The sequence below is a fragment of the Rhizobium sp. KNZ2-6A genome, assembly GCF_056755475.1.
Map to the genome: position 1 here is coordinate 76,665 of NZ_JBNDIC010000007.1, position 11,160 is coordinate 87,824.

11 protein-coding genes and 2 tRNA genes are annotated in these 11,160 nt (G+C 58.6%); 1 reads left to right on the forward strand and 12 read right to left on the reverse strand.

From position 1 onward, the window contains the following. Positions 1-2 precede the first annotated feature (2 nt). From ACPYOP_RS07430 to ACPYOP_RS07465, 8 genes are all read right to left on the reverse strand, one after another. Positions 3-1,139: an NADH-quinone oxidoreductase subunit E gene (locus ACPYOP_RS07430; RefSeq protein WP_481409744.1), complete on the reverse strand. Its 1,137-nt coding sequence runs from the start codon at positions 1,137-1,139 to the stop codon at positions 3-5. A 15-nt stretch (positions 1,140-1,154) separates the two neighbouring features. Further along, complete coding sequence (locus ACPYOP_RS07435) at positions 1,155-1,472, reverse strand: hypothetical protein (RefSeq protein ID WP_481409745.1); 318 nt, start codon at positions 1,470-1,472, stop codon at positions 1,155-1,157. Beyond that, positions 1,472-2,662: an NADH-quinone oxidoreductase subunit D gene (locus ACPYOP_RS07440; protein ID WP_481409746.1), complete on the reverse strand. Its 1,191-nt coding sequence runs from the start codon at positions 2,660-2,662 to the stop codon at positions 1,472-1,474. The genes ACPYOP_RS07435 and ACPYOP_RS07440 overlap by 1 nt, the downstream gene beginning before the upstream one ends. Before the next feature lie 60 nt (positions 2,663-2,722). Next, positions 2,723-3,118 carry a four helix bundle protein gene (locus ACPYOP_RS07445; protein WP_481409800.1) on the reverse strand — a complete coding sequence of 132 codons (396 nt, stop codon included), beginning with the start codon at positions 3,116-3,118 and terminating at the stop codon, positions 2,723-2,725. Positions 3,119-3,148: 30 nt separating this feature from the next. Next, positions 3,149-3,751, reverse strand: a complete 603-nt coding sequence (locus ACPYOP_RS07450; RefSeq protein ID WP_481409747.1) for an NADH-quinone oxidoreductase subunit C — start codon at positions 3,749-3,751, stop codon at positions 3,149-3,151. A gap of 18 nt (positions 3,752-3,769) precedes the next feature. Then, entirely contained in the window at positions 3,770-4,351 is a 582-nt protein-coding gene (locus tag ACPYOP_RS07455; protein ID WP_015339504.1) for a NuoB/complex I 20 kDa subunit family protein, read from the reverse strand. Beyond that, positions 4,342-4,707, reverse strand: a complete 366-nt coding sequence (locus ACPYOP_RS07460; RefSeq protein WP_481409801.1) for an NADH-quinone oxidoreductase subunit A — start codon at positions 4,705-4,707, stop codon at positions 4,342-4,344. The genes ACPYOP_RS07455 and ACPYOP_RS07460 overlap by 10 nt, the downstream gene beginning before the upstream one ends. Positions 4,708-4,965: 258 nt before the next feature. Beyond that, positions 4,966-5,042, reverse strand: a tRNA-Asp gene (locus ACPYOP_RS07465). Positions 5,043-5,434: 392 nt separating this feature from the next. Between ACPYOP_RS07465 and ACPYOP_RS07470 the strand changes: the two genes are divergently transcribed. Next, positions 5,435-5,510 (forward strand) — tRNA-Val (locus tag ACPYOP_RS07470). 344 nt (positions 5,511-5,854) lie between these two features. Here ACPYOP_RS07470 and ACPYOP_RS07475 read toward each other — a convergent pair. The 4 genes from ACPYOP_RS07475 to ACPYOP_RS07490 form a co-directional block, all read right to left on the reverse strand. Next, positions 5,855-7,159: a capsule biosynthesis protein gene (locus ACPYOP_RS07475; protein ID WP_481409748.1), complete on the reverse strand. Its 1,305-nt coding sequence runs from the start codon at positions 7,157-7,159 to the stop codon at positions 5,855-5,857. Continuing rightward, positions 7,159-8,751 (reverse strand): LTA synthase family protein, encoded by a 1,593-nt coding sequence (locus ACPYOP_RS07480; RefSeq protein WP_481409749.1) that lies wholly within the window; start codon positions 8,749-8,751, stop codon positions 7,159-7,161. The genes ACPYOP_RS07475 and ACPYOP_RS07480 overlap by 1 nt, the downstream gene beginning before the upstream one ends. Before the next feature lie 117 nt (positions 8,752-8,868). Continuing rightward, positions 8,869-9,723, reverse strand: a complete 855-nt coding sequence (locus tag ACPYOP_RS07485; RefSeq protein ID WP_481409750.1) for an SDR family oxidoreductase — start codon at positions 9,721-9,723, stop codon at positions 8,869-8,871. Between the two features lie 18 nt (positions 9,724-9,741). After that, positions 9,742-11,160, reverse strand: a complete 1,419-nt coding sequence (locus tag ACPYOP_RS07490) for an aminotransferase class I/II-fold pyridoxal phosphate-dependent enzyme (RefSeq protein ID WP_481409802.1) — start codon at positions 11,158-11,160, stop codon at positions 9,742-9,744.

The following is an 11,160-nucleotide window of genomic DNA, read 5'->3' on the forward strand; positions in this document are numbered from 1 at the left end:
TCTTACCGCGGCTTCTTGCCGAAGACCTTGATATATTCCGCTTCGCCACCCTTAGCGAGTGCCTTAGCCTGCTTGACCCAGTCGTCGCGTTCGATGCGGCCCCTGAAATTCAGGTAGCCGTCGACCCACTCGCGTTCGGCCTTCTTCCAGCTCGCGACCTGCGCGAAAGTGAAGATGCCGATTTCATGCAGGATAGACTCGATCTTCGGACCGACGCCGGAAATCAACTGCAGATCATCCGGCTGCGCGGGCTTTTCGATCGCGGCGGGACGATCCTTGTCCGTCAGCGACGGCTTCTGGGTGCTGCCGGCCTTTTCCGATACGGTTGCGGACGCTGCGGTTCCCGAAAGCGGCTGCGTTTCAGCGGCCTTGGCATTCTTGGCTGCTTCCTTCGGCGCCGTTGCCGGCGTCTTCAGGCTCCGATTGGTTTCGGCATCCGTGCTCTTGGCGCGACCTGCTTCGGACGGCGGGATCGAAACGGCCTCGGCGGCCGTCTTGGCCTTGCCCGCAGCGCCCTTTGCCTTCGCCTCATCCGATAGCAAACTCGTCAGACCACCTTCCGGAGCGGAGAAGACGCGGTCGATCTGCGGGCCGGTCGGAACGTCACTGCCCTTGCCTGCGGCGAATGCATCGATGATCTCTTCGAGACGTGCCGGCGTCAGATCCTCATAGGTATCCTTGCCGATCACCACCATCGGTGCGTTGACGCAGGCGCCCTGACATTCGACTTCTTCCCAGGAGAGCGTGCCGTCGGCATTGCGCTCGAAAGCGTGATCGTTGATCCGGCTCTTGCAGACCTTGATCAGCCCCTCGGCGCCGCGCAGCATGCAGGGCGTCGTTCCGCAAACCTGGACGTGCGCGCGCGTGCCGACCGGATGCAGCTGGAACTGCGTGTAGAAGGTCGCGACTTCGAGCGCGCGGATATAGGCCATGTCAAGCATGTCCGCTATCATCTCGATAGCGGCCTTGGTGACCCAGCCTTCCTGCTCCTGCGCACGCATCATCAGCGGGATGATCGCGGACTGCTGGCGACCATCGGGATATTTCTTGATCGTCTTTTCAGCCCAAACCGTATTCTCCGCATTGAAGGCGAAGGCGGCAGGCTGGAGTTGATCTTCGGCAAGTCGACGAACGGACATCTTTCACGCCTTATCTCAGTTTAAGGACCCACACCGCGTATTCGTCAGGGACGAGAATTCGCAGGCATAGGCCGACTGGTCTTTCTGCATAAACACAACAAACTTGCCGCCGTTCGGCACAGCGGCCTTGATTTGGTAACCGCGGGAAAGGAGGCCGGCGATCGTGGAATCCACGTTCTCCTGTACCTCGTTTCCACCTTTTGCAGACTTCCCGCCGATCGCGGTCGAACCCTGCATATTGATGTTCGGCAGGGCCTGTGCATTGCCCGTCTGCTGCGCCGAAGCACCGCAGGCAAACAGGATCAAAGGAATAGCGACCTGCCAGGCTCGCATCAGCGATCCACCTCACCGAACACGATATCGAGCGAACCAAGCACCGCGGCGACGTCGGCGAGCTGATGGCCGCGGCACATGAAGTCCATGGCCTGCAGATGCGCATAGCCCGGCGCACGGATCTTGCAGCGATAAGGCTTGTTGGAACCGTCGGAGACGAGATAGACGCCGAACTCGCCCTTCGGCGCTTCGACAGCTGCGTAAACCTCGCCGGCCGGCACGTGATAACCTTCGGTGTAGAGCTTGAAGTGATGGATCAGCGCTTCCATCGAGCGCTTCATCTCGCCGCGCTTCGGCGGCACGACCTTGCCGTCAAGCGAAGAGACCGGCCCGACCCTGGCATCCCCCAGCAAGCGATTGACGCACTGCTTCATGATGCGGACGGATTCGCGCATTTCGATCATGCGGATGAGGTAACGATCGTAGCAATCGCCGTTCTTGCCGATCGGAATGTCGAATTCGAGATCGGAATAGCATTCATAGGGCTGCGCCTTGCGCAGGTCCCAGGCAGCGCCGGAGCCGCGGACCATCACGCCCGAGAAGCCCCAGGCCCAACAGTCTTCCAGCGAGACCACGCCGATATCGACGTTACGCTGCTTAAAGATGCGGTTGCCCGTCAGAAGGTCGTCGATATCGTCGAGCGCCTTCAGGAAGGGATCGCACCAGTCACCGATATCCTGGACGAGCTTTTCCGGCAGATCCTGGTGAACGCCGCCCGGACGAACATAGGCTGCATGCATACGCGAGCCGGAGGCACGCTCGTAGAAGACCATCAGCTTTTCGCGCTCTTCGAAGCCCCAGAGCGGCGGCGTCAACGCACCGACGTCCATGGCCTGCGTGGTGACGTTCAGCAAATGCGACAGGATGCGGCCGATTTCCGAGTAGAGCACGCGGATCAGCTGGCCGCGGATCGGGATATCGATACCGAGCAGCTTCTCGACGGCCAGCGCATAGGCATGTTCCTGGTTCATCGGCGCCACGTAGTCGAGGCGGTCGAAATAAGGAACGGCCTGAAGGTAGGTCTTCGATTCGATCAGCTTTTCCGTGCCGCGATGCAGCAAGCCGATATGGGGATCGACGCGTTCCACAATTTCGCCGTCCAATTCGAGGACAAGACGCAAGACGCCGTGCGCCGCCGGATGCTGCGGACCGAAATTGATGTTGAAGTTGCGAACGTTATGTTCTGTCATTGCAATGCGCTCCGCTTATTGCAGGCATTAGCCGGTAGGCAATAGGCAATAGTGTAATCGTTAGTTTTCATATCCAGGTCGCTCGTCTTGCAATCGGCGCATGAGAGACCTCAGCATCTTTCCGATTTCATCGCTCGTGGACATCGCCGGCTTAACTTGCTCAAAGGCGACGATGCCTATCCGCGTGGAAAGTATCAGATGCGTCTCCAACTCCTTCAGTGAACCTTGTGCGATCTTCAAGTGATGGACGTAAGCCCCTGTGGCCTCTCGCCCATAACCTTCCGCAATGTTTGCCGCGATCGATACTGATGCTCGCCTTATCTGCGAGACCAAACCGTAAATCTCTTCCTTCGGAAATTCCTTAGTAAGAGCGTAACATTCAACCGCAAGATCCATAGCGCGTTGCCACACCGTAAGGTCCTGATAGGAATTAATTGCCGTTTGCCATTCTCCTATTGCCTATTGGCTAATGCCTATTGCCTCAGCTTACTGCTTCGCCTTTTCGTCGCCCGGCAGCACGTAATCCGTGCCTTCCCAGGGAGACAAAAAGTCGAAGTTACGGAATTCCTGCTTCAATTCCACAGGCTCATAGACGACGCGCTTGGCGGCGTCGTCGTAGCGAACCTCGACGAAACCGGTCGTCGGGAAGTCCTTGCGCAGCGGGTGACCTTCGAAACCATAGTCGGTCAAGATACGGCGCAGATCCGGGTGTCCGGTGAAAAGAACGCCATACATGTCCCAGGTTTCGCGCTCGAACCAATCGGCGCCAGGATAAAGGCCGCAAGCAGAGGGAACAGGCTGATCCTCGCCGACAGGAACCTTGACGCGGATGCGCAGGTTCTTCTTCGGCGACAGAAGATGGTAGACGACATCGAAGCGCTCGGCGCGCTGCGGCCAGTCGACGCCACAGATATCCGTTATATTGACGAAACCGCACTTGGCGTCGTCACGCAGGAAGGTCAACAGGGCGATAACGTTTTCGGCCGTCGTCGTCACGTTCAGTTCGCCGTACTTGATCTCGCTCGAGGAGATCAAGGCGCTGCGAACTTCGGTGAGATAAGCGGCGAGCTCGTTCAGGGCTTCACTCATGATACCTTGTCCCCTGCCTTACCGTTCGATCGTGCCGGTGCGCCGGATCTTCTTCTGCAGCAGAAGCACGCCGTAAAGCAGTGCCTCCGCCGTGGGAGGACAGCCCGGAATATAAATGTCGATCGGCACCACACGGTCGCAACCGCGCACGACGGAATAGGAATAGTGATAGTAGCCGCCGCCATTGGCGCAGGAGCCCATCGAGATGACATAACGCGGCTCGGGCATCTGGTCGTAGACCTTGCGCAGCGCCGGCGCCATCTTGTTGGTGAGCGTGCCGGCAACGATCATGACGTCGGACTGGCGCGGCGAGGCGCGCGGCGCAAAGCCGAAGCGCTCGACGTCGTAACGCGGCATGGAAACCTGCATCATTTCGACGGCGCAGCAGGCGAGACCGAAGGTCATCCACATCAGGGAGCCGGTGCGGGCCCAGTTGATCAGCTCATCGGTGGAGGTGACCAGAAAACCCTTGTCGGCGAGCTCATTGTTGATTTCGCCGAAGAACGGATCGTTGCTGCCGACAGGCCTGCCGGTGGCGGGATCGATGATCCCCTTCGGCTGCGGCGCCACGAGCGTCGTGTTGCTTGGGGCTACTCCCATTCCAGGGCTCCCTTCTTCCATTCATAAACAAAGCCGATGGTCAGCACCAGCAGGAACACCATCATCGACCAGAATCCGAACCAGCCGATCGCGCCGAAGGAGACGGCCCACGGGAAGAGGAAGGCGACTTCCAGATCGAAGATGATGAAGAGAATCGATACCAGGTAGAAGCGGATATCGAATTTCATGCGGGCGTCATCGAATGCATTGAAGCCACATTCATAGGCCGACAGCTTCTCGGAATCGGGCGCCTTGAAGGCGACGGCAAACGGCGTGATCAACAGCGCCAGGCCAATCACCAGGGCAATACCAATGAAAATCGCTATCGGAATATAGGAACTGAGCAGTCCAGTCATCATGTCCATCCCTGCTTGCGACCAGCGCCGGGGCGGCGCCTTTGAGCAAATGCCCAGCAAGCGAAAGAGCGTTGCAACAGAGCCGTGGTTAGCGCAGGCGGAGCGCGCGCGCAAGCCTTTTGAATCGGTCCCGTAGGGTACTATCGATCGGGAGATATCAATGTGTTGCGACGACAACGCGACAAATTGGCGCAAATGCGAAAAGGCTCGTTCGCAATCGCAATAAATTGACGTTTGATTGTAATGGCTTGGAGAGAATGGCGCGAGTGACGGGGCTCGAACCCGCGACCTCCGGCGTGACAGGCCGGCACTCTAACCGACTGAGCTACACCCGCATTTCATTTCAAGCATTCCGGATGCTTTCGCACCCATCAAAGCGGCCCTCGCCGTTCGATGAGCGGCTAACTACGGGGTTCGTGTTTGGGTGTCAAGCAGGTTTGAATACAAATCGATGACAGAGTGTGAATTGTTATCGACAAGCCTGTTCGTAATTTTCCGTTCCGTCGATTTGGCATGGCAGGTTCCCGCCTCACGCATTTCATCGGCACCTGATATGCACCGCATCGATCGGCACGTCTTCACATTGGCGCATGTGGATGACGGGTGGTTCGGGATGCGCAAAATCCAAAAAAATCAAAAAATCTTCACAAACACTCTTGCGGTTTTTCCCCGTTCCGCATAGATCACGGCCACCGAACGCGGCGGGCCAATGACCCGCTTGGCTGAAGGGCGATTAGCTCAGTTGGTAGAGCGCCTCGTTTACACCGAGGATGTCGGGAGTTCGAGTCTCTCATCGCCCACCATTCTTTCCCGACTTTAATTGGCGAATTTTCAGACAGGAACGTTGTTTTTCGTTCCCGAACGGCGCTTTTGCGCGCCCTGCAGGTACAGCTCAATAATTGCCGAAAATAACGACCGCCAGAAGCACTGCGGAAACAAGTACAAGTGCCGCGATAATCATCAGCAGCTCTTTCAGCATGAACCTTTCCATCTTGCTGTCATCCATGATGTTGCTCCGGCAAACCGTTATTTGCTTTTCCGGCGTCGAATCGTTGCGCCAGGTTCAGCTCCAGTCCACATGTAAGTCGCCGCATTGTCAATTTCAGGGCCGAGACCCTTCAGGCGACCGGCTCCCTTTTCGCCGCGCTCACGGCACATGAATCTTCGATGGTCGCCGCCGCGGCGGCGGATCGACATAGCCTTCAGGCAGATTGACCGTCCGTGACGACAATCTTTCGGCAATTTCAGCGGCGGCGGCGTGCACGCCTTCCTTGGAACAGAAATTGCCGCGCACCTGAATGGCGGCCGCGAGCAGCCTGAAGAATGCATCGCGAAGCTCGGACGATGGCGGCCTCGGCTCGTGCCAGAATCGATCCAAAGCCGCCCGGTCGCTCAGGTCCTCTATGTCGTAGATCGCCGCCCCGAGCGCCTTGACCGGCTTGCCGGCCCGCAGCGCCGCAAGTGCCGCCGTGGAATTGACCGTTATCATTCCCTGACTGGCGGCCATCAGCCGGTCGAGATTGCCGCCATCCATGAAATGGATACGAGAGGACAGTCCGAAGGAAGCGCCGACGCCGTCGGCATAGGCCTTCCAGTCCACAAGCCCGTTGTCGAGCGGATGCAGTTTCAGGACGAGATGCGTTTCCAGCGGGGCATTTTCCGCAAAAGATCGGAGAATCAGTCTGATGGCATCCTGCTGCTGATGAAAGGGCGAGTGCGCACGCAGCTGAAAATCGGTCTGAAGCTGCAGCGGATAGACGAAGAACCGCTTGCCGCCGGCGATCAGCTCCTCGATCACGCCCTCCGCTTCGCGCGACCTTCTGCCGCTTGAGGGAAGTCTCTTCAACCACCCGGCATACTCCATGAGCGGGTGATAGAGCCCGTGCCGTCGATAGTCCGGATAGAGAAACCATAGAAAGACGGTCGGCAGATAATAGACGAGGTCGTAGAGCGCTTCGGCGAGGAATGTCTGGCTATAGCGACGCGTCCAGTCCGGATCGGGCAGATCGGACGCCGCGTCGAGGATGTAGGCGGGGTCATTCGGAAAATGCGAATTTGAGGAGAGCCCGTCGCGTTCCAGCGTCACCCAGTCCGGCCGCAAATATCCCATCTCGACGACGTTGATGCTAACGCCCAACCGGCGCGCTTCCTCGATGGCGACCTGATGATAGGGACGTTCTTCGCCATGCAGTATCACGTCGGTGACATTCTCGGCTTCGATTCGCCGCCTGACATAGGCGCGCCAGCCGGCAAGATCGCCGCGATAATTGAAGGCGTTGCGCCGGCGCCACGAAATCCAGTCGCCGGCATTGAGGTTGATACGGATGCAGCGGCGGCCCGCCATTTCCAGGATTTCGGCGATCTCTATGAAGAGCGGCGAGGATGGCCCCTGCAGGAACAGAAACGTACGCGGGCTTTCGCCCTCGCTCCTTTTCCCATGCCCGTCGGCCATTACTCCGGAACCTCGGCGCCAAGGCCGGCATAATGCAGCAATGCGCCGATCAGGTTCCACGGCGCCTCTTCCCGCGGCGGCTGCGGCTTTTGCGAATGGGCACGCGCGCGGCCAAGGGGAACGATGGCATAATCGGTCCGCGGATCCGGGAACGGGTCGGCGAAGGCCTTCAGCAACGGTGCATGATCGCCGTAGAAAAGAAGCCACACCGGGCGATCCAGCCTGTCGAGATGATGGGCAAGATTGCCGAGCGCATGATCGGCACGCATCAGGAGTTCGCCATAGATATCCACGGGATTGACCAGATCCCCGCAGCGACCCGGCTCCCAAGGACCATGGTTCGCCATGGATGCGACAAAGACGAAATTCTTGCTGGTGCCATCGTCGTCGATCGTCCGAATCACGCTCTTCGTCAGCTGGAGGTCGCTGACATAGGGGCCATCGCGTTCGGGATTGTGATCGAATTCGTCCAGCATCATCATCCGGTCGAAGCCGAGCTGCGGTAATGCCTTGTGACGCAGGAAGAAAGTCTTGTCGTAGGGGTGAATGAACTGCGTCTTCCAGCCCGCCTTCTTGAGCCGCGCCGGCCAGACGACATCCTTGTAATGGCTGGCGCGCAGATAGGGATAGCTGGCATCGATATGCACATTTTCAGGCAACAGCCCGCTCAAGACAGCGAATTCGGTCCGCAGCGTATAGCCTCCCTCGAAAACGCTGGTCATGCGGCCCCATTGCGAGGCCCGCTCACGCAGGCGATCGAGATTCGGAAGCTTGATGTTTTCTACGCCGAAATGCCGGAGGTCGATGAAGGATTCGGATTGCCAGATCACAATGAGCGGCTCGTCCTCGCCATGATCCCAAAGCTCGTGAAGTGCCGAGATGAAGCGACCGGACAATTCCGAGACGATCGCCTCGCGCCTGACGCCGACCCAGATGACGAAATGAAAGACGACGGAAGCGAAAGTACCGAACCGTACGGTATCGATCTTGACGTCGACCTTGCCCAAGAACTTTTGTGTGAAACGGCAGACCGGTTCGCTGACAACCCTGCTGAACAGGGCAAGCCAGGGCGCGAAGGCGATGGCGAGCATCAGGAAAATCCAAAGCAAGCCATCAGACGCCGGCAATACCGATGGCTCCAGGTACATATAGAGGCCGCTGAGGCCGAATACATAAGCGAAAGCGATAACCCAGAAGACGACGTTCAGCGAGGTCGCGTAGAAGATTTCCCTGTATTTGAAGACATCGACCACCAGTGCAATGTCCGAAAACACCAGGGGCTCCCGGATGAATTCGAATTTTGCCCGCGAAATTCCCGAGAAAATGACGAAAAAGCTGATGACCGCCTGCGTGCTGTAGAGCGGACGCCAGGAAATCGCGAAGAAGGCGGCATAGATCAATGCGATGACCGGAATTCTCGCCGCCCAATCGCAAACGCGGCGCGACCAGCTTCTTGCCGTGCGATTCTGCGCGTTGATGGCCATCGGCATCGCAAATGGATCGGTCAGGAAGACGATGACGCAGGAAAACACAAAGCAGGCGAGCGTCAAAAGAACTGGAAAATCATGCAGCTTCAAGATCGTGCCATCCAAATGCCCGCTGCCTGCCGCAACGTTTTCCAAATCCGTGAGGAACGGATCGCCAATTCCCTGTCCCGCCTTCTCTTGCCGACGCGCCGCTGACAGCACGGCATCGACAAATGCTTCGTATTACTTATCACGATCAAAGCCTTGCTCGGCCGTATCGGCAAGACCAGGATATGCCTCCTGCCCAAATATTTTTCGCGTTTTGCGCGAAAGCCACCATTTCAGCGGTGGTTTTATCAGCGGTCCGAAATAGGCAAGCGCAGTCAGCGACAATCCGAAGTGGATTTTGGCCCGTCTGCGATCCAGCCCACGAACGATTCTCGCGGCTACTGCATCGGCGCTCCAAGGCTTGACGGATCCCATCAACATTTCCGCCTCGCGCGGCCTGAGAGAGATTTCGCGCCGGTATTGCGGCGTCAGCGTATCGGGCGGAAAGCAGATGGAAACATGTACGCCGTTAGCAGCGGCCTCGGCGCTCAAGGCTTCGGCAAAACCGGCCAATGCCGATTTCGATGCGCAGTAGGCGGTATAGCCGAAGATGCCGATCAGGGCGGCGCCCGAGGAGATCATCATGATTCGGCCGCTGCGTCGGCGCTTCATGCCCTTGTAGACTGCGCGAACGGCATTCGCCGTTCCGAGAAAATTGATGGCGATCTGCTCATCGAAAACCGATACCGGCATCGCGTCGAAGGCTTGGGGCTCGACGATACCAGCCGAGGCGATGAGGATATCGCAGGGGCCGAAGGAAGCCTCGCAAAGCTCCACCGCCTGCGCGGTCTCCGCGGCCGAAGCGACGTCCACGGAACATACCCGGATAAGGGCGCCGTCCACACCTTGAAGCGATGCGATCTCGGCTCGCGCCTCCTCGAGGCGCCCGGGATGACGGGCGAGAAGCGAAACGCGATCCCCCCTGGCCACATAAAGTTTCGCTATCGCCAGACCAATTCCGCTCGAACCTCCCGTGACGATAACATGCATGAGACAATCGTCCTGAATTTACGAGCCGCCTGGGGCCAGGCCCATGGGCAGCAATTGCATCATCTTATCCATATCCAGCGATGCAAGGCCGAAATTCCGGTCCAGCAAACTCTTCAGCTTTTCTGCCGTAAGCGCGACTGCTTGCCGGATTTGTTCCTCGGTGTGGTTGCAGGTGATGAAGAAGCGAAGGCGCGCCATGCCCTCCGGCACGGCCGGATGGATGATGGGCAAGACATTGATGCCTTCGGCCAGCAGATCGTTCGAAAGCTGCGCTGCCCGAAGCGAATCGCCGACGATGACGGGTACGACCGAGTGGCCCGCACTGAGGCCGGTATCGAGGCCAGCCGCCCTCGCCTGTTCGAGGAACAGCCGACCGTTGCTCCGGAGGCGTTCTGTTCGCCCGGGCTCGGATTGCAGGATATCGAGACCGGCGATCGCGACGGCGGCAAGAACGGGTGACAACCCGACGCTATAGACAAAGCCGCCGGCCTCCGCTTTCAGAATATCGGCAAGCGCGCGGCTGCCGGCGATATAACCGCCGCAGCTCGAGGTCGTCTTTGAAAGCGTCCCCATCCAGATATCGACGTCCTGGGGATCGAGACCGAAATGCTCGAAGGTGCCGCGACCCGTCTTGCCGAGAATACCGAGCGCATGCGCCTCATCGACCATCAGCCAGAAACCGTAACGCGCCTTCAGCTCCAGCAGGGCGGGCAGATCCGCGATATCGCCATCCATCGAATAGATACCTTCGACAATGACCAGGATGCGGCGGAAATCCGATGACAACGTCCTCAGGATAGTTTCGAGGCTGTCGACGTCGTTATGCTGAAAGAGCCGGCGTGCCGCACCGGACAGCTTGATGCCGGCGAGCGCGCTGTTGTGAATGAATTCATCATGGATGACCAGATCCTGAGGTCCCATGAGGCAGCCGATCGCCGCGACATTGGTCAGATAGCCGCTGACGAAGCAGACAGCGGCGTCCACACCATAGACCGCGGCAAGCTTTCGTTCCAATTCAACATGCCCCGGCCGCTCGCCTGCGACCAGGCGGCTCGCCGAAGCCGAGATGCCGAAACGATCGATCGCCTGCTTGGCGCTTTCAGCGACATGCGGGTCGGTATTGGTTGCCAGATAATCATAGGAGGCGAAATTGATGAACTCACGCCCGCCAATGCGTGTGGTCGCACCGGCGGCTGCATCGTGCGAACGATAGAAGGGGTTGGCAACCCCGAGCAACTCACCCGCCATGCGCTGCGTTGCGACACGCTTATACTCCGGCAGGTCTTCGAAACGCGCTGCCTGGCGCTGCTGTGCCGGCGGCTGTCTGTTCAAACGCTCGGCCCGGTTACGCCCGGAGGATTCACCGACGCGCCGCATCTGTTCAAGCAGCTTGCTTTTCTTCTGCTCCGCCGGGCTGCCGTCATCAGCATCATGCAT

Excerpts from the sequence above, each read along its gene's own strand:
- ACPYOP_RS07430 (WP_481409744.1), bottom strand. The coding sequence starts at position 1,139 with ATGTCCGTTCGTCGACTTGCCGAAGATCAACTCCAGCCTGCCGCCTTC.
- ACPYOP_RS07435 (WP_481409745.1), bottom strand. The coding sequence starts at position 1,472 with ATGCGAGCCTGGCAGGTCGCTATTCCTTTGATCCTGTTTGCCTGCGGT.
- ACPYOP_RS07440 (WP_481409746.1), bottom strand. The coding sequence starts at position 2,662 with ATGACAGAACATAACGTTCGCAACTTCAACATCAATTTCGGTCCGCAG.
- ACPYOP_RS07450 (WP_481409747.1), bottom strand. The coding sequence starts at position 3,751 with ATGAGTGAAGCCCTGAACGAGCTCGCCGCTTATCTCACCGAAGTTCGC.
- ACPYOP_RS07455 (WP_015339504.1), bottom strand. The coding sequence starts at position 4,351 with ATGGGAGTAGCCCCAAGCAACACGACGCTCGTGGCGCCGCAGCCGAAG.
- ACPYOP_RS07460 (WP_481409801.1), bottom strand. The coding sequence starts at position 4,707 with ATGACTGGACTGCTCAGTTCCTATATTCCGATAGCGATTTTCATTGGT.
- ACPYOP_RS07475 (WP_481409748.1), bottom strand. The coding sequence starts at position 7,159 with ATGGCCGACGGGCATGGGAAAAGGAGCGAGGGCGAAAGCCCGCGTACG.
- ACPYOP_RS07485 (WP_481409750.1), bottom strand. The coding sequence starts at position 9,723 with ATGCATGTTATCGTCACGGGAGGTTCGAGCGGAATTGGTCTGGCGATA.
- ACPYOP_RS07490 (WP_481409802.1), bottom strand. The coding sequence starts at position 11,160 with ATGCATGATGCTGATGACGGCAGCCCGGCGGAGCAGAAGAAAAGCAAG.